At 51.3% G+C, this 24,761-nt stretch carries 23 protein-coding genes; 18 read left to right on the top strand and 5 right to left on the bottom strand.

The genetic code is table 11. The annotated features are described in order from the left end of the window. The first annotated feature begins 439 nt into the window (after positions 1-439). From CLV36_RS12440 to CLV36_RS12400, 9 genes are all read left to right on the top strand, one after another. Positions 440-1,063, top strand: a complete 624-nt coding sequence (locus tag CLV36_RS12440) for a hypothetical protein (RefSeq protein WP_022736171.1) — start codon at positions 440-442, stop codon at positions 1,061-1,063. Next, entirely contained in the window at positions 1,044-2,930 is a 1,887-nt protein-coding gene (dxs, locus tag CLV36_RS12435; protein ID WP_106342861.1) for a 1-deoxy-D-xylulose-5-phosphate synthase, read from the top strand. The genes CLV36_RS12440 and dxs overlap by 20 nt, the downstream gene beginning before the upstream one ends. 3 nt (positions 2,931-2,933) lie before the next feature. Then, positions 2,934-3,746 (top strand): TlyA family RNA methyltransferase, encoded by an 813-nt coding sequence (locus tag CLV36_RS12430; RefSeq protein ID WP_106342860.1) that lies wholly within the window; start codon positions 2,934-2,936, stop codon positions 3,744-3,746. Between the two features lie 107 nt (positions 3,747-3,853). After that, positions 3,854-4,381 (top strand): hypothetical protein, encoded by a 528-nt coding sequence (locus tag CLV36_RS12425; protein ID WP_106342859.1) that lies wholly within the window; start codon positions 3,854-3,856, stop codon positions 4,379-4,381. Positions 4,382-4,408: 27 nt separating this feature from the next. Continuing rightward, on the top strand, positions 4,409-5,287 hold the full coding sequence (locus CLV36_RS12420) for an NAD(+)/NADH kinase (RefSeq protein WP_106342858.1): 879 nt from the start codon (positions 4,409-4,411) through the stop codon (positions 5,285-5,287). Then, complete coding sequence (gene ahrC, locus CLV36_RS12415; RefSeq protein ID WP_102992149.1) at positions 5,284-5,736, top strand: transcriptional regulator AhrC/ArgR; 453 nt, start codon at positions 5,284-5,286, stop codon at positions 5,734-5,736. Before CLV36_RS12420 ends, ahrC begins: the two co-directional genes overlap by 4 nt. 16 nt (positions 5,737-5,752) lie before the next feature. Beyond that, the gene (gene recN / locus CLV36_RS12410) at positions 5,753-7,453 is read left to right on the top strand and encodes a DNA repair protein RecN (protein WP_106342857.1); all 1,701 of its coding nucleotides are present in this window, start codon (positions 5,753-5,755) and stop codon (positions 7,451-7,453) included. Between the two features lie 175 nt (positions 7,454-7,628). After that, a complete protein-coding gene (gene spoIVB / locus CLV36_RS12405; RefSeq protein WP_425436581.1) occupies positions 7,629-9,101 on the top strand; it encodes a SpoIVB peptidase in 1,473 nt (490 codons plus the stop codon). Next, positions 9,061-9,741, top strand: coding sequence for an NAD-dependent deacylase (locus CLV36_RS12400; RefSeq protein ID WP_245888360.1), 681 nt, complete (start codon positions 9,061-9,063; stop codon positions 9,739-9,741). Before spoIVB ends, CLV36_RS12400 begins: the two co-directional genes overlap by 41 nt. A gap of 27 nt (positions 9,742-9,768) precedes the next feature. On the opposite strand, the gene gltP is transcribed toward CLV36_RS12400, so the two are convergent. Beyond that, positions 9,769-11,034, bottom strand: coding sequence for a glutamate/aspartate:proton symporter GltP (gltP, locus tag CLV36_RS12395; RefSeq protein ID WP_106342854.1), 1,266 nt, complete (start codon positions 11,032-11,034; stop codon positions 9,769-9,771). A 231-nt stretch (positions 11,035-11,265) separates the two neighbouring features. Then, positions 11,266-11,409: a hypothetical protein gene (locus tag CLV36_RS17365; protein ID WP_154987295.1), complete on the bottom strand. Its 144-nt coding sequence runs from the start codon at positions 11,407-11,409 to the stop codon at positions 11,266-11,268. 204 nt (positions 11,410-11,613) lie between these two features. Here CLV36_RS17365 and spo0A point away from each other — a divergent pair, with 204 nt between their 5' ends. Next, positions 11,614-12,399, top strand: coding sequence for a sporulation transcription factor Spo0A (gene spo0A, locus CLV36_RS12390; RefSeq protein ID WP_022736181.1), 786 nt, complete (start codon positions 11,614-11,616; stop codon positions 12,397-12,399). Between the two features lie 275 nt (positions 12,400-12,674). Here spo0A and CLV36_RS12385 read toward each other — a convergent pair whose 3' ends face one another. From CLV36_RS12385 to CLV36_RS12375, 3 genes are all read right to left on the bottom strand, one after another. Then, a complete protein-coding gene (locus CLV36_RS12385; protein ID WP_106342853.1) occupies positions 12,675-12,914 on the bottom strand; it encodes a hypothetical protein in 240 nt (79 codons plus the stop codon). 22 nt (positions 12,915-12,936) lie between these two features. Next, a complete protein-coding gene (locus tag CLV36_RS12380) occupies positions 12,937-13,902 on the bottom strand; it encodes a superoxide dismutase (protein WP_106342852.1) in 966 nt (321 codons plus the stop codon). A 139-nt stretch (positions 13,903-14,041) separates the two neighbouring features. Next, on the bottom strand, positions 14,042-14,323 hold the full coding sequence (locus CLV36_RS12375; protein ID WP_106342851.1) for a DUF2627 domain-containing protein: 282 nt from the start codon (positions 14,321-14,323) through the stop codon (positions 14,042-14,044). Between the two features lie 150 nt (positions 14,324-14,473). On the opposite strand from CLV36_RS12375, the gene CLV36_RS12370 reads away from it, so the two are divergent. From CLV36_RS12370 to CLV36_RS12335, 8 genes are all read left to right on the top strand, one after another. Then, entirely contained in the window at positions 14,474-16,513 is a 2,040-nt protein-coding gene (locus CLV36_RS12370) for a sigma-54 interaction domain-containing protein (protein WP_106342850.1), read from the top strand. A gap of 227 nt (positions 16,514-16,740) precedes the next feature. Further along, positions 16,741-17,655: a phosphate butyryltransferase gene (gene ptb, locus CLV36_RS12365; RefSeq protein ID WP_022736187.1), complete on the top strand. Its 915-nt coding sequence runs from the start codon at positions 16,741-16,743 to the stop codon at positions 17,653-17,655. A gap of 17 nt (positions 17,656-17,672) precedes the next feature. Then, entirely contained in the window at positions 17,673-18,767 is a 1,095-nt protein-coding gene (locus tag CLV36_RS12360; protein ID WP_054095392.1) for a Glu/Leu/Phe/Val family dehydrogenase, read from the top strand. 27 nt (positions 18,768-18,794) lie between these two features. Next, positions 18,795-19,901, top strand: a complete 1,107-nt coding sequence (gene buk, locus CLV36_RS12355; protein WP_425436579.1) for a butyrate kinase — start codon at positions 18,795-18,797, stop codon at positions 19,899-19,901. Next, positions 19,894-21,318 carry a dihydrolipoyl dehydrogenase gene (lpdA, locus tag CLV36_RS12350; protein WP_022736190.1) on the top strand — a complete coding sequence of 475 codons (1,425 nt, stop codon included), beginning with the start codon at positions 19,894-19,896 and terminating at the stop codon, positions 21,316-21,318. The genes buk and lpdA overlap by 8 nt, the downstream gene beginning before the upstream one ends. A 16-nt stretch (positions 21,319-21,334) precedes the next feature. After that, positions 21,335-22,324, top strand: coding sequence for a thiamine pyrophosphate-dependent dehydrogenase E1 component subunit alpha (locus tag CLV36_RS12345; protein WP_022736191.1), 990 nt, complete (start codon positions 21,335-21,337; stop codon positions 22,322-22,324). Positions 22,325-22,341: 17 nt separating this feature from the next. Then, on the top strand, positions 22,342-23,325 hold the full coding sequence (locus tag CLV36_RS12340) for an alpha-ketoacid dehydrogenase subunit beta (RefSeq protein WP_022736192.1): 984 nt from the start codon (positions 22,342-22,344) through the stop codon (positions 23,323-23,325). Positions 23,326-23,348: 23 nt separating this feature from the next. Next, positions 23,349-24,674 (top strand): dihydrolipoamide acetyltransferase family protein, encoded by a 1,326-nt coding sequence (locus CLV36_RS12335; protein WP_022736193.1) that lies wholly within the window; start codon positions 23,349-23,351, stop codon positions 24,672-24,674. Positions 24,675-24,761: the final 87 nt, after the last annotated feature.

Genomic DNA, 24,761 nt, shown 5'->3' with positions numbered 1-24,761 from the left:
TAGCGTAGCCTGCCTTGAGTGACAGGGTGGGGATACCGTTCTCCGCTTTAATGCGGAACGCGGTTGAAAGTTCTGTTGCAAAAGAGGCTAGGAGACTGGAACGGGCTGTTGAGGAAAACTCCTAGACTGTTTGCCGAAAAAGGCATGGCCATCTAGGGATTAAAGTGCGGACTGAGTGGCAGTCCAGTCCGGCATTCGGTGACGGTGCCGAGAGGGGTTGTAAAGGGAAACCGCCAGATCGGCGACGATCGGGATACCCCTTTGGGAAAGCCTACTGGACCTAAGCCGCAGAGTTTACCTAGGTTGTCGCCACTCTTCTCACATATAGGGTTGAAAACCGGGGAAATTACATAGGGATGAAGAGTTAAGCTACGAAAACCGGTCCATCATGAGACCGGCATTTTTCTGGAATGTTGGGGATGAAGGGGATTTTTACCTGATGGTTTCATTACTCCGAAAATCTATGCGCTGGGCGATTACTGTCAGTCTGATATCCGCATTTATCGCCTGTATTTTGTCCGTCTCTTCCCAAACTGTGCTTCGAGGGATGTCCTGGGGTGGGGGGATGATGGTCTTACTGATGATTGTGGCGATCGGGATCGGATTTGACATGTTGGGCATCGCCGCTGCGGCCGCTTCTGAGAAACCGCTTCACGCCATGGCGGCCCAAAAGATTCCTGGAGCCAAAGAAGCCATTGGCATCGTGAGGCGAGCGGACCAATTCTCCAACTTCTGCAATGACGTGGTTGGCGATATCAGTGGAGTGATCAGTGGTGCAGTCGCTGTTGCCGTGGTGGCTTCATTTGTGATATCTTTCCCAGAATGGAAGCTAAGTAGTGGGGTGGTCGACATCGTGTTGGTTTCGCTCATTTCCGCGCTTACTGTTGGGGGAAAGGCGCTCGGCAAGACCTTATCCATTCATTATTCCAATCAGATCATATTCAGGGTTGGTAGATTTTTTTATTGGATAAACCGACAGTTTCGACTGTCTTTGTTTCATGTGAAATCGAATAAGAAAAGAAAGCGAAAGCGAGGCGTTATCCGTGCTCCTCGAACAGATTAATTCTCCGGATCAACTTAAACGGTTGTCTGTGGAAGAATTGCCGAAATTAGCAGAGGAAATCCGTCAATTTCTTATAGAGAGCTTATCCAAAACAGGAGGCCATTTGGCGTCCAATCTGGGCGTGGTTGAGTTGACCATCGCCCTGCATTACTTGTTTGACAGTCCACGGGACAAAATGTTGTGGGACGTGGGGCATCAAGCGTATGTGCACAAAATTTTGACAAATCGCCGGGAGATGTTCCCCACCTTGCGGCAATACAAAGGATTGTGTGGATTTCCGAAAATGCGGGAAAGCGAACACGATGTGTGGGAAACAGGGCACAGTAGTACATCCTTGTCTGGTGCGATGGGGATGGCCACGGCCCGCGATCTCAAAGGCGAGGACAACAAAGTGATCGCCATCATCGGTGATGGGGCTCTGACCGGTGGTATGGCGCTGGAGGCGCTGAACCACATCGGTGAAACCAAAAAAGACCTGATTGTCATCTTGAATGACAACGAGATGTCGATCAGTCCTAACGTGGGCGCGTTGCATAACCATCTGGCGCGCTTGCGGACCAACAAGAGTTACAACAAAATCAAAGAAGAAGTAGAACAGCTGCTCATGAAGATCCCCACGGTAGGCGCACCCTTTGCCAAAACGGTGGAGCGGATCAAAGACAGCTTGAAATATCTAGTCGTCTCCGGTGTCCTGTTCGAAACTCTCGGATTTACCTATATCGGTCCAGTGGATGGCCACAAGCTGGACGAATTGATGGAGAGCTTGCGGCTGGCCGGCAAAACAAAAGGGCCGGTGTTGGTTCACGTCGTGACCAAAAAAGGATATGGCTACAAACCCGCTGAAAATGATTCTGTCGTGTATCACGGCGTCGGCACATACAAAATCGAATCGGGCGCGTTCCAGAAAAAAGCGGGCGGGGCGCCTGCGTACCCAGCGGTGTTTGGAGACACCTTGGTTCGATTGGCAGCGAACGATGAGCGAATTGTGGCTGTGACGCCCGCGATGTTGACGGGCTCCAAATTGGAGAAGTTTCAAGCGGCTTACCCTGATCGGTGTTTCGATGTGGGAATCGCCGAACAACATGCGGTCACCTTTGCCGCTGGTTTAGCGACACAAGGGATCAAGCCGGTGTTGGCCATTTATTCTACTTTCTTACAGCGTGGCTACGACCAGGTTGTGCATGACGTGTGCCGCCAGAACTTACCCGTGGTCTTTGCCATTGACCGGGCTGGCTTTGTCGGCGAGGATGGTGAAACGCACCAAGGGATTTACGACATCAGCTTTTTGCGAAACCAACCGAACTTGGTCATCATGATGCCGAAAGACGAAAATGAATTGCAACACATGTTGTATACGGCGGTAAACCATGATGGCCCCATTGCGGTCCGCTATTCCAAAGAAGCTGGTGTAGGCGTGCCTATGGATGAGGAATTCCGCGCCATTCCAATCGGCAAGTCAGAATGCGTGCGGAAAGGGAACGATGTGGCGATTCTGGCGTTCGGCAACATGGTGCCCGTCGCTTTGGCCGCAAGTGAGCGCTTGGCGGCCGACGGCATTGATGCTCGCGTGATCAACGCTCGGTTTGCAAAACCGTTAGACACGGAGTGCCTAGATGAGTTGGCGCGGGAGCAGATCCCGGTGTTTACGGTGGAAGAGGCTTGCATCGCAGGTGGATTTGGTAGCGCCGTATTGGAATACTACGCTGCTCAGGAACAAGTTGGGATGGTTGTGAAAGTGTTGGGTGTGCCAGATTATTATGTAGAACACGGTAGCATCGCCGAGCAGCGCGCCGAGGTGGGGCTCACCCCTGATGCAATCGCCGAAGAAGTGCGGCGGCACGTTGCGCAAAAAATCCAGAAAGCATGAGGGTTGCAAGTGGAAAAAGAACGTCTTGACATATTGCTTGTGAATAAAGGCCATTTTGCAAGTCGTGAACAAGCGAAACGCTCCATTATGGCCGGCCTTGTATTGGTGAATAATGAACGAGTGGACAAAGCGGGGATGAAAATCCCCGTTGATGCCGTGATTGAGGTGAAAGGCGAGCTTCATCCATATGTTTCTCGCGGTGGGTTGAAGCTGGAAGAAGCCCTGCGGGTTTTTCCGATTCAGATGGAGCAACGCGTGGTGCTAGACATTGGGGCGTCCACGGGTGGTTTCACTGATTGCGCGTTGCAAAATGGGGCCAAGCAAGTGTACGCCATCGATGTCGGATATGGACAATTGGCTTGGAAATTGCGCCAAGACGAACGTGTGATCGTAATGGAGCGCACCAATTTCCGATACCTTGAACCAGAAGACCTTAAAGGAGCTACTCCAGACTTTGCGGTGATCGATGTGTCTTTCATTTCCCTTAAACACATCTTGCCGACACTGAAAAAGCTGTTGCAACCACAAGGGGAAGTGATCGCGCTGATCAAGCCGCAATTTGAAGCCGGCAAGGAACAAGTGGGCAAAAAGGGAATCGTCAAGGACCCAGCCGTTCACCGACAGGTATTAAGCCGTTTTGTGCAGATGGCCACAGAGCTTGGCTTTGATGTGCGGGGGTTGGCCCCTTCTCCGATTAAAGGGGGCGAAGGGAACATCGAGTTTCTCGGTTACTTGGTTTTGGAAGAGGCCGTGACGCCAGGCGACTTGTCCGAAGACATCGCGCAAGTTGTAGCGGCGGCCCATAACAGATTCTAAAGACAGCACTAGGCGCCCATAAGCTGGATGGCAGATCCCGCTAATCTCTCATTAGTGGCAGGGTTCTCCGCCCTTGATGCGAATAATTAGGAAAAGGGGGGAGGGGAATGGCCCAACAACCTGGAGATACCCTCGTTCTTTTTCTGATATTGGGCGCCATCTTGTATTTGATCGCCACCCAATTCATACCGCGCATCAGGAGCAATCCTCCCTCGGAGCCGAAGGAGGAGTTCCGGGGAGAAGTGCCTGATCTGTTGAGGGAAAACGGGTATGAAGTCATAGGCGGCAAAGAGAGAATCCCTCTCTCGATCGAGATGGATGACAAGGAATATGAGAGCCGCTTGTACATCGATTATATCGCCAGACAAGACGAGGAATGTTATATTGTAATCGTGGCGAGGGAACGAAAGCCCCTGCGGTTGTCAGGTGCTGGATTGCGCGACTTTTTCCTCACGTATTACCTGTTGTGTCAACCTGATGGCTTGCTATATGTCGATCGTGAAAAAAGAACGGTCAAGCGCATTTTTTTTGATGTGCCGGAGTTGTCGTTTCACGCCAAACGGTCGCGAGCTGGGTTGGCGGTGTACGGTGGATTGGGTTTGGGCGCTCTTTTGTTGTGGCTGATACTATTCTGACGGATTTGAGAGATAGAGGTGGAACTGTTGAAAACCATCGGCATCACAGCGAACCAAAGCAAATCGAAGAGTGTGCAAGTAGCGGAGCGATTGGTTCACCTCTTGGAGGAACGCGGGGCTGAAGTCCTTGTGGACAACGCTTTGGCCATGCGATTAGAACGGCCGGATCTGGGGTTGGAATTGGAACGATTCACCGAACGCGTGCAATTGGTTTTCGTGTTGGGAGGGGACGGGACGCTCCTCGGCGTGGCCCGGCGTTTTGCCGCGGCGGGATTGCCGATCTTGGGGTTCAACTTGGGACAGCTAGGTTTTCTGTCGGAAGCGGAGCCGGATGATCTGTCTATGGCCGTCGATCGTGTGTTGAATGAGGATTATACCATTGAACAGCGGCTAATGATTGAAGCCGAGGTGTTGCGTGGCAACGAGGTAGTTGAAACCGGGATTGCCCTGAATGACATCGGCATTTCCAAAGGTTCGTTCGGCCGGATGATCCAATGCACGGCTTATATGGATGGGATGTTTTTGGGTACATATTCCGGTGATGGCTTGATCGTGTCCACGCCAACCGGGTCGACGGCGTATTCGCTGTCTTGCGGAGGACCGATTGTCTATCCGGGCATACAGGTGCTTTTGCTGACACCGATTTGCCCTCACACCCTAACATCGCGGCCCATGGTTCTTCCTGCAGAAGCGGTGTTGGAAATCCATGTTTCCGCCGTCCATCGCGAAATGGCGATTACCATCGACGGGCAGATCGGATATTGTTTGAAGGAAGGGGACGTGGTGCGGGTGAAACGCTCCCGCACTCCCGCACACTTGATCAAATGGCAAGACCGTTCTTTTTTTGAAGTGGTTAGGAAAAAACTTCAAGGAGAAAGTGTGGACAGTAGGGTAGGAGGAAAGTGATGAAGGCACAGCGTCATATTAAAATTCGTGAAATCATCAGCATGAAGGAGATAGAAACCCAAGACGAATTGGTGGAAGAGCTGAAGAGGGCGGGTTATAACGTAACGCAAGCCACTGTTTCCAGGGATATCAAGGAATTGCAGTTGGTGAAAGTGCCCACCTCCAAAGGAATCTATAAATATTCGGTGCCGTCTGAAGACAAGCGGATCAATCCGCTCAAAAAATTGAAGCGCACCTTGCAGGAATCGTTTGTCTCCATTGATGCGAGTGAAAATCTGATCGTACTGAAGACTTTGCCGGGGAACGCTCATGCGATCGCGGCTTTGATGGATCATCTGGATTGGGATGAGTTATTGGGTACACTGGCGGGGGATGACACCATTTTGATCATTTGCCGTTCGAAAGAAAAAGCACCAGAGCTAGTGCAACGCTTCTTGGATCTGGTATAAGGGGCGATAGGAAGAGATGCTCAAAGAACTCGTTATTCGCCAATTTGCGATCATTGAAGAGGTTCGGCTGCAATTGAGTGAAGGGTTTCATGTTTTGACGGGCGAAACGGGTGCTGGTAAGTCGATTTTGATTGACGCACTCGGATTGGTGATCGGTGGGCGCGCCTCGGCAGAATTTGTGCGGTACGGCGCGGACAAGGCGGAGATCGAAGCCGTGTTCGAAGTATCTGCTTCCCATCCTGCCTATGCGTTGCTCCAGGAGTGGGGTTTCGCCGCTGATGAGTTGGACACCTTGATCATCCGCCGGGAAATCACCGCTAGCGGCAAAAGCGTCTGCCGAATCAATGGCCGTACGATCACGCTTGCCATGCTCAAACAGATGGGGCAGACGCTGTTGGACATTTCTGGACAACATGAACACCAAGCCCTCTTGCGCGTAGAAGAGCATTTGTCCTGGCTGGATACGTTTGCGGGAAATGAAGTGATCGCCGTAAAGGAGCAGTATCAGGCCCGGTTCCGCGAATATCAGGCGCTCAAGAAAGAATTGGCCCGCTATCATATGGATCAGCAGGACTTGGCGTACCGTGTGGATATGTTGCAGTTTCAGGCGCAAGAGATTGAAGCCGCGGCATTGGTGCCGGGCGAGGAGGAAGAACTTGAGCAAGAGCGCAGCCGCCTAGCTCACGCTGAAAAACTGATGATGCATACCACTCACGCGTACCAACACTTAAACGGCGAACAAGGCGGATTGGAGCAGGTGCAGGAAGCGCTGACGCATTTGGAAGGAATGGCGGAAGTGGATGAGTCGCTTGGCGGTTTGTTGGAAAGCGCTCAATCCGCTTATTATCAGCTGGAAGAGGCAGCGCGCGCCATTGCTCGTTACCGGGATGCGTTTGAATATGATCCGGGCCGGCTCAATGAGGTGGAAGAGCGCTTGCACATGATTAAACAGCTGAAGCGGAAGTACGGCGACTCGATCGAGGAAATTTTGGCTTACGGAGACAAGGTTCGTCAGGAATTGAGTCAACTGGAACATCGGGAAGAATCTGTTGCTGAATTGGAAGAGAAGATCGCTTCCGCGGAAACCGACCTTTATGCGCTGGCTAAAACACTGACCCAGTTGCGCAAAGAAGCTGCCGCCCAACTGGAAACCAAAGTGGAGCAAGAGCTGGCCGATCTGAATATGGCTTCAACCGTATTTCATGTGGCTTTTTATTCTGAAACATACCAAGCAAATGAACTGTTGCCACATGGGCAGGATGTGGTGGAATTCCAAATCGCACCCAATCCGGGCGAACCGCTCAAGCCTCTCACCAAAATTGCTTCCGGTGGGGAATTGTCACGGATCATGCTGGCATTGAAATGCATTTTTACCGCCACCGACAGTGCGGACACCTTGGTCTTCGACGAAATCGACACTGGGGTGAGCGGACGAGCGGCCCAGGCGATTGCTGAGAAGATCGCGGTGGTCTCCAGGCAAAATCAAGTCTTGTGCGTTACCCACCTGCCGCAAGTGGCCTGCATGGCCGATCATCATTTTTATATTTCCAAAGAGCTAAAAGAAGATAAGACGCGCACCAAAGTGGATCGCCTCGACCGCCGCGGCCGCACCATGGAGTTGGCCCGGTTGCTGGGTGGAGTGGAAGTGACCAACCGCACGATGCAACACGCGGAAGAGATGATCCGTTTGGCTGAAAAAGTGAAGCGTTATGGATAAATGCCGTTGATCGGATTCAAGGGGGATGCCTTTGGTCGGTCAAAGGCATTTTTTATGTTGGGGAGGAAGCATTTGTCGAACATAAAAGCCCAAGGGCGCGGTTAACTTAAAGTTAGTAAAGACCACGAATTAGGCGGAGGGGTAGGCGGGAAGCTTGAGGAGAGTGATGATGAAAATGAACAGGATTTCAGCAAAAAAGTTCTTTGGCTTTCTCCTCGTGCTTCTCATCACGTTGGGAAGTACCACCACGACATTTCGTCAATTCACCAACTTTCCCCGGGAAATTCGTCTCCTTCAGGGAGAATGGCGCAAGCTTCAGCTCTCCATGCCCGTAACAGCTACGGCTAATGTTTCCAATCCAGCTGTTCTTCATGTGAATGGTGCGGCAAATGCCCGCGTGCCGCTTGACCTCAAGCAGCCAATGACCTTGTTGCCGCAAGCGGTTGGCAAAACGCAACTGACCTTGAAGTTGTTTGGGAAGTTGCCGATCAAACAGGTGGATGTCCAGGTCTATCCCCAGTTGAAAGTGGTGCCGGGAGGACAATCCATCGGCGTCAAATTGCGTTCGGATGGGGCATTGGTCGTGGGGCATCATGTGGTGCACAGCAAAAATAAAGAAGTGAAATCTCCGGCTGAACAAGCCGACATTCGTGTCGGGGATTATTTGGTACGCATGAATGGCAAGCCGGTGAAGCAAATCAGGGATGTGGCTGATGCCGTCAATCAGGCCGGTAAAGAGAAGCGGGTGCTGAACATGGTTGTCATGCGTGAAGGGAAGAAGAGAACCGTGTCGATTCGACCTGTGTTTGACGAAAAAGAGCAGATGTACCGTTTGGGTCTTTACATCAGGGATTCCGCGGCGGGAGTGGGAACGCTCACTTTTTACGATCCGGCTCATCAGGTATATGGCGCGTTGGGACATGTTATCACCGACATGGACACCGGCCAGCCGATTCGGGTGGGAGATGGAAAAATCGTGCAATCTAGTGTGACATCGATTCAAAAAGGGGAATCAGGGGAGCCCGGAGAAAAACGGGCGATATTCTTCCAGGAGAATCAGGTCTTGGGCAATATCAAGAAAAACACGCCATTCGGGATATTCGGGCAATTGGGCGACATGCCCGGAGCAGGCGAAGCGAAGCAGGCGATTCCTGTCGCCTTAGCTGATCAGGTGAAAGAAGGACCGGCCAAAATCTTAACGGTCGTTGAAGGGCAAAAGGTGGAAGCGTTCGATATACAAATACTGCATGCGCTACGGCAAAAGTATCCGGCAACCAAAGGCTTGATCATCAAAGTAACTGACCCGCGCTTATTGAAAAAAACCGGGGGCATTGTACAAGGGATGAGCGGTAGCCCGATCCTTCAAAATGGTAAATTAGTCGGAGCTGTGACCCATGTGTTCGTAAATGATCCGACTTCTGGTTATGGAACGTTTATCGAATGGATGTTGCAGGATGCGGGCGTGATGCAAACTTCAGCGGGTACCCTTTCGGGTCCCGCTGTTTTTTGTGTTACAATAACGGAAAATTGGGAAAGGAAGGCGGGGGAAATTGATCAGCGAGTGGATCAAACAATCCAACAAAACGGTGGTTTTCACAGGTGCGGGAATGTCGACGGAAAGCGGGTTGCCGGATTTTCGTTCCGCTAAGCAAGGGATGTGGCAAGACAAAGATCCGACTTATTATGCCAGTACCTATGCGCTGACTCATCACCGTGACGCATTTATCCAGTTTTATCGCCAGCGGATCAAAGGCTTGCTCAAAGTAAGGCCTCACGAAGGCCATACGGTGTTGGCCGAATGGGAAAAGAGAGGTTGGATCGATGGGATTGTCACGCAGAATGTCGATGGGCTTCATCAAGCGGCGGGCAGCAAGCGGGTGGCAGCGTTGCACGGTAGCTTGCGGGAGCTCGTTTGCATGGAGTGCCAGAAGACCTACCCTGCGCAACAGTATGAGACAGACGCCGGAACAACGTGTGTTTGTGGCGGTTTTATCCGCCCGAAGGTGGTGCTGTTTGGGGAAAATTTGCCGGAACAGGAGGTAGAGCGGGCCGAAGCGCTGATTGACGGAGTGGAATTGTTGATTGTACTGGGTTCTTCCTTGCAAGTGAGTCCGGCCAACTTCTTTCCCATTCGCGCTAAGGAACAAGGGGCCAAACTGGCCATCATCAATTGGGAGCCCACTGATTTTGACGCTGAGGCCGATTTGGTGGTAAACCGGGAGAAGATTGGTGTTTGGCTACAGCAATTGCATGCCGAACTGTTAATAAAAAACAAGCCCGTTGGTTAAACTTAACGCAACGGGCTTGTACGTTGATTAGGCAGCTTGTTTTATTTCAGCCAGATAGGATTGGCCTTGTTTCTCATCATATTGTTTTTCCCATTTGGACATTACCACTGCCGCGAGGGAGTTACCAATGACGTTTACCACGGTCCGCGCCATGTCCATGATGCGGTCGACGCCAGCGATGAAGGCCAGACCTTCAGCCGGAATTCCCACCACATGGAGTGTGGCCAAGAGAACGACGAAGGAAACGCCAGGCACCCCTGCGATCCCTTTTGAAGTAACCATCAGGGTGAGCAACAAGGTGACTTGTTGGGTCAAGGTGAGATCGATTCCATACATTTGCGCGATGAAAATGGCTGCGATCGCTTGATACAATGTAGAGCCGTCCAAGTTGAAGGAGTATCCGGTCGGAATCACAAATGAAGTGATCGCTTTGGGGCAACCGAATTTCTCCATTTTTTCAATCAGTTTCGGCAACACGGTTTCCGAGCTGGATGTAGAGTACGCCAAGATCAGTTCGTCTTTTAGGATGCGAATCAATGAGAAGATGTTGATGCCGAACAGTTTGGCTGTCAGACCAAGTGCGACGAGCACGAAGAACACCATTGCTGCATATACCAAAATGACTAGCTTGCTGAGCGGGATGAGTGACTGCAAACCAAACTTGGATACGGTTACACCAATCAGGGCGAATACGCCGAATGGTGCGAACTTCATAATGGTGTTGGTCACATAGAACATCGCGTCAGCCACACCTTGGAAGAATTGCAATACCGGTTGGCCCCGTTCGCCGATGGCGGCAACCCCGAGACCGAACATCACCGAGAAGAAGATGATGGCCAGCATGTCCCCTTCAGCCAGAGAAGTGAACAGGTTTGTTGGGACAATGTTGACGAAAGTGTCAACCATGCCATGGTTTTCCACTTCATGGGTGGTATCCACATATTTTTGGATATCTGTTTTTTGAATCGCTTTCATATCGACCCCGGCGCCGGGTTGGAAGATGTTAGCTGCTAAAAGCCCGACCAAGAGGGCGATGGTGGTGATGATCTCGAAGTATAGAATGGTTTTGCCGCCGATTTTGCCAAGTTTCTTAATATCCCCCACACCAGCGACGCCGACAATGATGCTTGCGACGACGATGGGGATGACGATCATCTTGATCAGACGTAAGAAGATGTCGCCGATTGGTTGTAAGTATTGTTCAAAACTGGGGTTACCATAAAATACGGCACCAACCGCGATCCCCAGGATGAGTCCGATTAGAATTTGCCAAGCTAAGCCAATTTTTTTCATCTTCATATAATCACCTCACGCTATGACTGATATAAGGGATGAATCATTTGTTTATAACTATAAGTGGCAGGGCAAAACATTTGACTAAGTCAATAATTCACATGCTTAATATGTTAAATTAATTTGCGTTGTAATTCAACCTGAATAACAATTATAATATTAATCGGAAAATATATGGTATCATTGTCTCGGAAAAATAAAACCGAATGGAGATACCATTCGGCTGTGAGATTATGTAGAGGGGCGGTCAGGGCCGGTCAATTTCTTGTTACCAGCATGGGTGGGCCCTACGGTGGGTTGCTCTGGCGAGCTTTGTCTGTTTTTCCGCTCTTTTTGCCGTTGTTCCAAGCTACGTTCGTCAGTTTGGTGTCTCATTGTTATCACCTCCTTTTTATATAGGGTTCTTCAGTAAGGTGATGAATATTCTAGAATACATAAATGAAATCGTTTAAAAACCAAACGTTCATTTTCGCGATATTTACAAATTTTCAGCAATTAGCAACGGGAATTGCAGGAAGATTTTTACGTTTGTCGAATGCAAAAAAGGAAACTGGTATGGATGATTAGGAGGGTCTCTCATTGAATCAGATCCGAGTCATATTAGCGGATGACAATCGGGAATTCGCCGAGCTTTTGAAGGAACATCTTATGAGCCAAGGGGATATTGAAGTGATCGGGGTCGCCCATCACGGTGGCGAAGTGATAGACATGATCAAACAGCGGGTGCCAGATGTGCTCGTGTTGGATATTATCATGCCGCACTTGGATGGGTTGGGCGTGTTGGAGCAGATCCAGCAGATGAATTTGCAACCGGTGCCCAAAGTGATCATGCTGACCGCGTTTGGCCAGGAAAACATCACTCAGCGGGCGGTCGAGTTGGGCGCTTCTTATTACATACTCAAACCGTTTGATCTTGACGTTCTTACACATCGCATCCGGCAAATGAAAGGGATCAGCGGCAAGGCGTCGTTTGTGAAAACGTCGCAGGTGAGCATGCCTTCCCCACGGGCAAACAACCTGGACGCCAACATCACCAACGTGATTCATGAAATCGGCGTGCCGGCGCATATTAAAGGATACTTGTATTTGCGGGAAGCGATATCCATGGTCTACAATGAGGTCGATCTGTTGGGGGCGATCACGAAGTCTTTGTATCCGCGGATTGCGGAAAAATACAACACCACTCCGAGCCGGGTGGAGCGTGCGATTCGCCATGCGATCGAAGTGGCTTGGAGCCGGGGGAACATGGATTCCATTCGCAGTCTGTTCGGTTACACCATCAATGTGTCCAAAGCGAAGCCGACCAACAGTGAGTTTATTGCGATGGTGGCCGACAAATTGCGGATCGAGCACAAAGTCGGATAGGGATTGTACGTGAAAACGGAGCTATTTACACCAATGATCTAAAGCCTCTGATGTTGCCAGAGAGGATTCTTTGGCAACATCAGAGGCTTGTTTTCTTTTTGTGCTGAAAAAGGAAGTGGATGCAGAGGGCTTCATTTGTGCAAGGTTTTATGATAAGGTCATAATACCTGGTACTAAGATCAGGGCACCAACTGGATGCCGTCCGCATCATACAAATGATATGCTGCGTGTAATCGTTGGAAGGGTGCCGATGTCAGTGGGTCGGCATTGCAGGCTCAATTGATTTTGACTCGTTCGTTGCGGTGAATCAAAATCGGGTGCTCGCGGCGCGCTGTTTCCAGTTCTCGCAGGAGGGCGCGCGCGCTTTCATATTCCCGCGCTTGCAGACATTGGCGGTATCGCCTTTCCAGGGGGGCGATCACATCTCGATGGAATAGATTGGCCTGATTGGTGTAACGGGGTTTTGGAGGATTGTTTGGTTTTTTCTCTTTGGTGTAAGACTTATGTTTGGCCATGGGAACCACCTGCCTCAAACATTTAGTAGGGGTGCCAGCGGAGTTGGCGGGCTTTGCAGAAGCGTTTATAGACTTGAGGCCAATTGACAACGTGCCACCAAGCGTCGATATACTGCCTTCTCTTGTTGGGGTATTTAAGATAATAGGCGTGTTCCCACACATCCAGTGGCAACAAGGGAACGATGTCCTGTTGTGACAAGTTTTGATGCTTTTCGGCTTGCAGGATTTCGAGTCGGTGGGCGCGGGGGCTCCAGACAAGGATGGCCCAGCCTCCTCCTTCCACTTTTTCGGCAGCTTCAGAAAATTGTTTTTTAAAGGCTTCGAAGCTACCAAAGTCGTGAATGATTTGCTTTTTAAGCGCTCCGCTGGGTTCGCCGCCGCCACGCGGACTCATCGATTCCCAAAAAAGCGTGTGGAGATAATGGCCAGCGCCGTTGAAGGCCAATTCTCTTTCCCAATGCTTGATCAATGAGAAATCGCCGGTTTGTCGCGCGTGCGCCAATTGGGTTTCTGCGTTATTTAAGTCTTCTACATATTTTTTGTGATGTTCTTGATGATGGATGCGCATGGTGGTTTCATCAATGTAGGGTTCAAGGGCATCATACGGATAGGGAAGTGGTGGGAGTTGATGTTGACCGATTGGCACCGGGCGGTAAGCGGAGACAGCAGATGTCTCTTGCTTGTACGGTGATTCTTCGGGTTGTCGAGCGGAAGTGGCTATCGTTTCGATCGGTTCCAACAAGCGAGCAAGCGATCGCAACCAATGCCGCCATTGTTGTTCCCCCGTTGCCGCGAGATAAGGATCTGGGCTGAACAGCGTGTGCTCGATTTGCGAAAGTTGTTCCCGTAGCCGAACCGAGGTTTCGCGTTGTGCAGGGTCTGTTGCTGTCATTTCTATTCGGTTGAGCAGTTTGCGAAAAAAGGAAAAAGATGAGGCGATCGGTTCGCGGAAAAGGCCGGGATGCCAGAATGATGGTGGGTAAGTCATGTGTTTTCCCTCCTCGCGTCTTCACTCTCAAGATATGTGCCCAGTTGGTAAAGGGTGAATGGCGGCACAAAAAAACATCCGCTGGTTGGTGCGGATGCCTGAGTTTGAGTTATGGGGCGCAAAGATGCCAGTTAGTGTGTCAATAACCCGGCTTGTTGCGGTAGGTGGGGTCGTTTTGTTTGCCAATCAGGCGTGGCTGGATTCGTTTCCGTTTGCGGTCATGGTGGAAGAGGAAGCCGCCGATCAGTGCTAATCCGATGATGAGCAAGACGAGTCCGCCAGTGAAAGGAAGCCAAGCCATCCCTTGGCCACCAAAATAGTTGAACAAGACGTCCCGCATCAAGGTCCAGCCGTAAATGGCCAAAGCGCCGGGCACGCACATGATGATGATGGCGATAATCCGTTGGTATACTGGTTTCATGTCGCATCCGTCCTTTCTGTGGTCAAGGCTAATAGTACCTTATTTTGTCGCCGATGGCTAGCCTGCGTTCCAATTAGCCACGAGCACAAGTTAATAGTCCGTACCTAGTGTGGTAAGATAAGGGGCGGATGGTTGAAAGGAGGGTGCAAGTTGCAAACTTTTTTGATCGTTGGAGGCGGCGAAGACGGCAAAACGGTGTTGGACATGTTGGCTTCAGTCGACTTTATTGCTGTGGTCGGCATGGTGGATGCAGCGCCGGACGCCCCCGGTCTGGTGGAGGCGCGCAAGCGGGGGATTCCAACTTCCACGGATATGCAAACGTTCCTTGCTCCCCCTCCGGATGTGATTTTGGACGTGACGGATGAAGATGAGGTGGAGGGGCGTCTGAAAGAAATGGCGCCACCTCAAACACATGTGATTTCCGGCGCTGTTGCCCGATTGATGGTTAAGCTGGTGGGACAAGCGTGGAAACGGCGGCAAAATGAACTGGAAGCGGTCGTCAATTCGACACATGACGGGATGATCGCCGTCAACCAACGAGGAGAAGTGACGCTGTTCAATCAGGCGGCAGGGCGAATGACCGGCGTTGATCCGGCAAAGTCTTTGGGAAAACCGGTCACTGAAGTCATCCCCAACACGCGTTTGGGCGTGGTCATTAAGGAAGGGATTAGTGAATTGAATCGCCGGCAAACGCTGGAAAATGGATTGGAAATCATCACCAGTCGTGTGCCGGTCAAGGCGCCGGACGGCAAAGTGATCGGAGCCGTTGCCGTCTTTCGCGACATCAGCGAGATCAAACAGCTCACACAGCAAGTGCTTGATTTGGAGAGTATGAAAAGCATGTTGCAGGCGATTATCAACTCCTCTGATGACGCCATTTCCGTCGTGGATCAAGATGGCATGGGCATACTGATCAATCCCGCCTACACCCGGCTGACTGGACTAACCCCTGAACAGGTGATCGGGAAACCGGCTGAAACGGACATTTCCGAAGGGGAGAGCCTGCACAAAAAAGTGTTGAAAACGCGTCAACCGGCACGGGGGGTTCACATGAAAGTAGGCCCGCACCACAAAGAAGTGGTGGTAAATGCAGCTCCCATCATCATCGGTGATGAGTTGAAGGGAAGTGTGGGCATCATCCACGATGTCACCGAGTTGAAGCAATTGAGTCGCGACTTGGAACGGGCGCGCCGCATCATTCGCACCTTGGAGGCGAAATACACATTTGAGGACATCATCGGCAACAGTGAGTCGATGTGCCACTCCCTGGCACAAGCGAAGCAAGCGGCACAAACGCGGGCGACGGTGCTACTACGCGGGGAATCGGGCACGGGCAAGGAGTTGTTTGCCCATGCGATTCACAATGCGAGCGACCGTAAATACAACCAGTTTGTGCGTGTCAATTGTGCCACCTTGTCTGAGTCGCTATTAGAGAGTGAATTGTTCGGGTATGAAGAAGGGGCATTTACCGGAGCCAAACGGGGTGGAAAAAAAGGCTTGTTTGAAGAGGCGAGTGGAGGCACGATTTTCCTGGATGAGATCGGGGAATTAAGCTTAAGCACCCAAGCCAAGCTGTTGCGAGTGTTGCAAGAGAAAGAAGTGCTCCGGGTCGGAGGCACCAAATCAATTCCTGTCGATGTGCGCGTCATAGCGGCGACGAATGTGTATCTGGAAAAAGCGATTCAGGAAAAACGCTTCCGTGAAGATCTGTACTACCGGTTGAATGTATTGCCTATACATATCGCCCCGCTTCGCATGCGCAAAGAAGATTTGTATGATTTATCCCTGCATTTGATCAAAAAGTTTAATCAAGAGTACGGCCGGCAAGTTGAAGACATCGGAGAGGACGCTATTCATGTGCTGTCCCAGTACGATTGGCCTGGAAATGTGCGCGAATTGGAGAATGTGCTGGGTCGGGCTATGATCAATATGGCGTTCAACGAAAGACGCATGCGGCGCGAACATATTCCACCACTGGACCTTTCCCGCATGATACAACCGTCGGCGACACCCTCTGTTCCCGACGCGATTGTCGGCAAACCGCTGAAAGAAGTTTTGGCGCAAACGGAACGGGACTATATTTTGCAGGTGGTTGCGGCATGTGGCCAAAACAAAACGGAAGCGGCGCGGAGGTTGGGAATTTCCATCCGCAGCCTCTATTACAAATTGGAGCGGTACGGGGTACTGTGACACTGCAATTTTTTGCATGAAGAGAGTTGCAGACATTTTGCAATTCGTTGCAAATGGTTTTATTTACAATTTAAATAAAAAAACAGGAAACATCATGCTTTCACGGATTTGTCGATGAGTTGGCACCGCATTTGCATATATGGTATTGCGACCGACTAATCCGAGAAAACTATTTTTAATCTGATTTGATAACAGACAAATACAGTCGGAAAAAAGAGGTGTGTAGGATGATTAAAACATTTGAGGAAGTAGTAAAAAAAGCGGAAACCTTGCCATCTGTCACCGTAGCGGTGGCCCAAGCTGCCGATGAGGATGTGCTGGAGGCGGTACGCGAGGCAAAAGAGCGCAACATTGCAGATTTTCTTCTGTTTGGAGATAAAGATACCATCATCTCCTTAAGCCAAAAAGTAGGCTTGGAGATCGATGCGGCTGCAATCGGTCATGCCGATTCTGACGTTAAAGCCGCTCAAATGGCAGTATCCGCCGTGCGTGAAGGCAAAGCAGATGTTGTGATGAAAGGCATGATCCAAACATCTGATTTCTTGCGTGCGGTTCTCAACAAAGAGTACGGATTGCGCACGGGAAAAGTGTTAAGCCATGTGTCAACGCATGAAGTGGACGGTTATGATCGTCTCATTCACGTGACAGACCCAGCTTTGAATGTGGCGCCGACATTACCAGAGAAGGCCCAAATCGTCCAAAACGTGATCGGCTATTGCCATTCGCTGGGCAATCAAGAACCAAAAGTGGCTGTGCTGGGTGCAGTAGAAGTAGTTAATCCCAACATGCCTCCCACATTGGACGCGGCGGCATTGACACAGATGAACAGACGTGGGCAAATCAAAGGCGGCATCATCGACGGGCCGTTCGCTTTGGATAACGCAGTCTCTGTCCATGCGGCGGAACACAAAGGGATCCAAAGCCCGGTTGCCGGCCAAGCGGATGTCTTGCTTGTTCCTGATATTGAAGCAGGCAACATGTTGTACAAGTCACTTGTTTACTTTGGCAAAAGCAAGGTTGGGGCTTTGGTGCTGGGAGCTGCCGCTCCAGTCGTTTTAACCTCCCGTGCGGACTCTCCTGAAGCGAAACTGTACTCGATCGCTCTGGCGGTACTGCAAGCAGCCAATCAAAAACGCGCATAGTTTAGGGGGAACTACACATGAAAATCTTTGAATACATGGGGAAATACGATTATGAGCAGTTGGTGCTGTGCCATGATGAACAATCTGGTTTGAAAGCGATCATCTGCATCCATGATACCACTCTGGGGCCTGCGCTTGGCGGGACCCGGATGTGGACATATGACAGCGAAGATGCGGCGATTGAAGACGCATTGCGCCTGGCCCGTGGTATGACTTACAAAAACGCGGCAGCCGGACTCAACCTCGGAGGCGGAAAGACTGTTGTCATCGGCGATCCCAAAAAAGATAAAAGCGAAGCGTTGTTTAGAGCGTTGGGACGTTACATTCAAGGGTTGAACGGTCGTTATATCACTGCGGAAGATGTGGGAACCACGGTGGAAGACATGGATATCATTCGTGAAGAGACGAAATACGTCACCGGTGTTTCCCCAGCATTCGGTTCCAGCGGAAATCCATCCCCTGTGACCGCCTATGGCGTATACAAAGGAATGAAAGCGGCTTCTAAAGTGGCCTTTGGTGAAGACTCTCTCAAAGGCAAGGTTGTGGCGGTGCAAGGAGTTGGCCATGTCGCGTACAACCTGTGTAAACACCTGCATGCCGAAGGCGCTAAGCTGATCGTGACCGACATCAACCAGGCAAACGTGGATCGTGCCGTGCAAGAATTCGGTGCGGAAGCGGTAAGCCCTGACAAAATCTACGACGTTGATTGCGACATCTTTTCCCCTTGTGCACTTGGCGCCATCATTAACGATGAGACGATTGAGCGCCTGACTTGTAAAGTAGTAGCCGGTGCTGCCAATAACCAGCTCAAAGAAGAGAAGCACGGAGAGATGTTGGAACAGAAAGGAATCATCTACGCACCTGATTATGTTATCAATGCGGGCGGCGTGATTAACGTTGCTGATGAACTGTACGGCTACAATCGTGACCGGGCGATGAAAAGAGTAGAAACCATTTATGACAACATGCTCAAAGTATTTGAAATTGCAAAGCGCGACGGCATCCCAAGCTATAAGGCGGCTGACCGGATGGCAGAAGAGCGGATCGCAGCTATGCGCAAAACGAGAAGCACATTCCTCGTTAACGGCCAAAGCATCTTGAGTCACAGATAAAAGCGTGGAAGAAACGGAGTGTTTATGGTGGAGCCGATTCGGGTTCTAGCGATTAACCCAGGGTCAACTTCAACCAAAATCGGTGTGTTTGATGATGAAAAAGCGATTTTGGTTGAAACGTTGCGTCATGACCCGGATGAAATCGCGAAGTTTAATGATTTGTTTGAGCAATATCCATTTCGAAAACAAGTGATCTTGGACACCCTTGATCGGGAAGGGATGAACTTGACACGGTTGGATGCAGTGGTGGCGCGCGGTGGGTTGTTGCGTCCCATTCCGGGAGGCACTTATGAAGTAAACGGGCCGATGCTGGACGATTTGCGTTCCGGTGAATACGGCATGCACGCTTCCAACCTCGGAGCGGTGATCGCACATGAGATTGCGTCCCAGTTAAACATCCCTTCGTTTATCGTCGACCCGGTGGTGGTCGATGAAATGGAACCGATCGCCAAGATCTCGGGCATGCCCGCCATCGAACGGCGCAGCATTTTCCATGCGCTGAACCAAAAGGCGGTTGCTCGCCGTGTCGCCAAACAGAACGGAACCAGTTATGAGCAAGTGAATTACATTGTCGCTCATATGGGAGGAGGCATCACCGTCGGCGTGCATGCTAATGGCCGCGTGATTGATGTGAATAACGGATTGCACGGGGATGGCCCCTTTTCCCCTGAACGGGCGGGAAGCATTCCGGTTGGGGATTTGGTGTCCCTCTGCTTCTCGGGCAAATATTTCGCCAGCGAAATCATGCGCATGATCGTGGGCCGCGGTGGTCTTATGGGATATTTGGGCACGACGGATGCGCGCGAAGTGGAAGAGCGCATTGCACAGGGCGATGAGAAAGCCAAAAGCGTCTATGAAGCGATGGCTTACCAAGTGGCGAAGGAAATCGGGTCGTGCGCCGCAGTGTTGAAAGGAAAAGTGGACGGCATCATTTTGACCGGCGGGCTGGCTTATGGGAAAAGTTTCACCCAAATGATCCAAGAGCGGGTGGAATGGATCGCCCCTGTCCACCTCGTGCCGGGAGAAAATGAATTACAAGCGCTTGTGGAAGGAGCACTTCGCGTTGTGCGTGGCGAAGAGACGGCCAAAAACTATCCACCTGTCGCAGAAAAAGTGGGGGTAACGCATGGCTGAAAACGTAGATTTGGTAGTGTTGGGAGCGGGACCAGGAGGCTACGTAGCCGCCGTTCGCGCCGCTCAATTGGGAATGAAGGTAGCCGTTGTCGAGAAGGAAAAAGTAGGCGGGGTATGTCTTCATAAAGGATGCATTCCTTCCAAAACCCTGCTCAGAAGCGCGGAGATCTATCAGCATGCAAAACATGGAGAGGAATATGGGGTCCGCGTGGGGGATGTCACCCTTGACTTTGCCGGCGTACAGGCCAGAAAAGAAAAAGTGGTCAGCCAACTCCACAAAGGTGTGGAAGGGTTGCTCAAGAAAAACAAAGTAGATGTGTATAAAGGAGTCGGCCGTATTTTGGGCCCGTCGATTTTCTCGCCACAACCGGGAACGATTTCGGTGGAGTCCGAAGATGGTGGCGACCCGGTGATGTTGGTTCCGCAATATGTGCTGATTGCAACGGGTTCCCGGCCGCGTACATTGCCAGGGTTGGATGTAGATGGCACGTATGTGATGAATTCGGATCACGCCCTACAGATGCAAGAATTGCCAAAATCGATCATCATCGTTGGCGGTGGCGTGATTGGAATTGAATGGGCATCTATGTTGAGCGACTTTGGCGTGGATGTGACTGTAGTTGAATTCGCCAATCGGATCTTGCCGTTTGAAGATGAAGATGTCAGCAAAGAGATGGCGCGCCTGATGAAAAAGCGCAAAGTGAGAGTGCTGACCAATACTAAGGTCTTGCCTGAAAGCGTATCCAAAACGGACGGGGTAGTCACATTGCAGGCGGAATCGGGCTCTGAGGTTATTACTTTGACAGCGGAAAAAATGCTCGTTTCCGTGGGCCGGCAAGCCAATATTGAAGATATCGGTTTGCACAACACAGCGATTGAAACCGAAAAAGGCGTCATCAAGGTAAATGAGTTTATGCAAACCAAGGAGAAGCACATCTATGCGATCGGCGATGTGGTCGGCGGTTACCAATTGGCTCATGTGGCTTCCCATGAAGGAATTCTGGCTGTTGAGCATATGGCTGGATTGGACGTACATCCGCTGAATCCGCAAGAGGTTCCGCGTTGTACCTACAGCCGTCCGGAAGTGGGCAGCATCGGACTCACTGAAGCGGAAGCGAAGGCACAAGGGTATGAAGTAAAAGTAGGCAAATTCCCATTCCGCGGTGCCGGAAAAGCGTTGGTTTATGGTGAACCGGATGGCTTCATCAAAATCGTGTCCGATGCGAAGACGGACGACTTGCTGGGTGTGCACATCATCGGTCCGCACGCTACAGACATGATTTCAGAAGCTGGTTTGGCCAAAGTGCTTGATGCCACCGCTTGGGAAATCTCACAAGTGATTCACCCACATCCGACCTTGTCCGAAGCTTATCTGGAAGCGGCATTGGCCGTTGACGGCAAAGCAATTCATGGGTAATAAAGGAGGAACCGCAATGAGCGAATTGAACCATAAAGAATTGGGGTTAAGCGATGAGCAAGTGCTGGAAATGTACCGCACGATGCTGTTGGCCCGCAAAATTGACGAACGCATGTGGAAGTTGAACCGTGCGGGTAAAATCCCGTTTGTGATCTCCTGCCAAGGGCAAGAAGCGATTCAGGTCGGTGCGGCCTTCGCGTTGGATCGTGAGAAAGACTGGCTTTGCCCGTACTACCGCGATTTGGGGATGGTGCTGACTTTCGGGCAGTCGGCTAAAGATCAAATGCTGTCCGCTTTCGCCAAGGCGGAAGATCCAAACAGCGGCGGGCGCCAAATGCCGGGGCATTACGGTGACAAACGTTTCCGCATCTTGACTGGCTCCAGCCCTGTGACAACCCAAGTATTGCACGCGGTGGGGATTGCGTACGCAGGAAAATTGGAAAAGAAAGACCATGTTGTGTTGACCACCTGCGGGGAAGGGTCCAGCAACCAAGGCGATTGGCATGAAGCTTGCAACTTTGCAGGCGTACACAATTTGCCGGTCATCTTCATGGTGGAGAACAATAAATACGCCATTTCTGTTCCGCTGGATAAGCAAGTGGCGGGCGGAGAAATCTGGAAACGCGCCGAAGGTTACGGATTCCCAGGGGTACGCGTGGACGGAAACAACCCGCTGGAAGTATACAAAGCGATGAAAGAGGCCGTCGAACGTGCGCGGCGCGGGGATGGGCCAACCTTGATCGAAGCGGTGGCTTATCGGTTGGTGCCCCATTCCAGTGACGACGATGATCGCACCTACCGCAGCCGGGAAGAAGTGGAAGAAGCGAAAAAGAAAGATTCCTTGCTCCAATTCAAAGATTACTTGCTGCAACATGGTGTGTTGACGGAAGAGAAAGAGCAGGCGCTCTTGGCCGAAATCAATCGCGAAGTGGACGAGGCGACCGATTACGCGGAGCAGGCGCCGTATCCGGATCCGCAAGAAACGTATAAGCATGTTTATGCTTAAGGCAGGAGGAGAGAGATATGCCCGTTATTTCATATATTGATGCCGTTACGCAGGCTCTGATGGAAGAGATGAAGCGCGATCCGCGCGTGTTTGTGCTGGGGGAAGACGTTGGGGTACGCGGCGGGGTGTTCCGCGCGACTGCTGGCTTGATTGAAGAGTTTGGCGCTGACCGGGTTTTGGATACGCCATTGACAGAATCGGCCATCGCCGGCGTGTCGATCGGTGCTGCCGCTTACGGCTTGCGCCCAGTTGCCGAAATGCAATTCGCTGATTTTATTATGCCTGCCGTGAACCAAATCATTAGTGAAGCGGCAAAAATCCGTTACCGTTCCAACGGGGACTGGCAATGTCCGCTCGTGATTCGGGCTCCATACGGCGGCGGTGTCCACGGGGCGCTTTATCATTCGCAAAGTGTGGAGAAGATTTTCACGGGTGTGCCGGGATTGAAGATCGTCATGCCTTCCACCCCTTACGATGTGAAAGGCTTGTTGAAAGCGGCTATTCGGGATGAAGATCCGGTGCTCTTCTTTGAACATAAGCGTTGCTACCGGCTGATTAAAGGGGAAGTGCCTGTTGAGGATTATACGGTTCCGATCGGCAAAGCCGACGTGAAACGGGAAGGGACGGATGTCACGGTCATCTCTTACGGCTTGACTTTGCACTTCGCCCTGCAAGCAGCAGAGCAATTGGCCCAAGAAGGAATCAGCGTGCATGTGCTTGATTTGCGTACCTTGGTGCCGTTGGATAAGGAAGCCATTCTGGAAGCGGTGGCGAAAACCGGTAAAGTCTTGATCGTTCATGAAGACAACAAAACAGGGGGCTTTGGGGGAGAAGTTGCTTCCATTATCGCGGAAGAAGCTTTCTTTGAGTTGGACGCGCCGATTAAGCGTCTGTGCGGCCCTGATGTGCCTGCTATGCCATACAGCCCACCGCTTGAAAAAGAATTTATGCTGAATCCAGATAAAATCGCAACGGCGATTCGTGAACTGGCAGAATTCTAGGCTGGCTACAGAGGAGGACAATTATGGCAACTGATATCAAAATGCCGCAACTCGGCGAGAGTGTCGTGGAAGGCACCATTGCGAAGTGGCTGAAACAACCGGGGGACCGGGTAGAAAAATATGAACCGATCTGCGAAGTGTCCACGGACAAAGTGAATGCAGAAGTGCCATCGACGTTTGATGGCGTGATGGTGGAGATTATCGCCCAAGAAGGCGAAACGGTTGAAGTTGGCCAATTGATTTGTCGTATCGAAACAGAAGGCGAAGGCGCTGTGGAAAGTAAGTCAGCCGCTGCTTCCGCTGGCTCCGTTGCTCCGGCCGCTCAGGAGACGCCAAAAGCGAAAGCAGACACCGCCGGCGACAACTCCAACAAGCATCGTTATTCTCCGGCCGTTTTGCGTTTGTCCCAAGAGCATGGCATTGATTTGACTCAACTTCAGGGTACGGGCAAAGGAGGCCGCATCACTAGAAAAGATGTGCTTAAGGCCATTGAGCAAGGCGGTACGCAACCAGCTGTTGCCACTGCTGCCCAAGTACCAGTGCCAGAGGCCCCTGTCGCACCGGCGACACCAGCGGCCGCTCCGGCACGTGAAGCTGTGACTGCTTCCACCACCCCGGCAGCTCCGGCAAAAACGGGCGTTGTCTTGGAAAATGGCGACCGTGAAATTCCGGTGACGGGCGTGCGGAAAACGATCGCACAACGCATGGTGCAGAGCAAACACGAGGCTCCGCATGCTTGGACGATGATGGAAGTGGACGTTACTGGTTTGGTTGCCCTGCGCAATCGGTTGAAACATGAGTTTAAACAACGTGAAGGCGTTAACCTCACCTTTATGCCATTCTTCATCAAAGCGGTGGTTGACTCCCTGAAAGAGTTTCCACAGCTGAACTCCGTTTGGGATGGAGACCGGATCATTCTGAAGAAAGATATCAACATTTCCATCGCCGTGGCCACGGACGACGCCTTGTATGTTCCGGTAATTCATAACGCGGATGAGAAAAGTATTTTGGGGCTGACCAAAGCAGTGAACCAATTGGCCGAGAAGACCCGCGCCGGCAAACTGGAGCTGAAAGACATGCAGGGCGGCACGTTTACGGTTAACAACACCGGCTCGTTTGGTTCGGTCTTGTCAGCACCGATCATCAACGCCCCACAAGCGGCTATTCTCTCGTTCGAATCGATCGTGAAACGGCCAGTGGTGTTTGGGGACAACATGTTCGCGGTGCGGGATATGATGAACATCTGTATGTCGCTTGACCACCGGATCTTGGATGGCCTGATGGCCGGCCGCTTCCTGAAGCGTGTAAAAGAGCGTTTGGAAGCGTATGGGCCAGACAGCCAAATCTGATATTCCCACGTTTTCTTGTGATACAATAGCTGGAAGGAGCGGACGGTTGCGTCTGTCTCCTTGCAGCAAACGATAAACGGCATCCTG

It is taken from the genome of Laceyella sediminis (assembly GCF_003003125.1).
Classification (GTDB): Bacteria; Bacillota; Bacilli; order Thermoactinomycetales; family Thermoactinomycetaceae; genus Laceyella; species Laceyella tengchongensis.
Note: the sequence above shows the minus strand (reverse complement) of the source record. Positions and strands in the feature narration are given on the sequence as shown.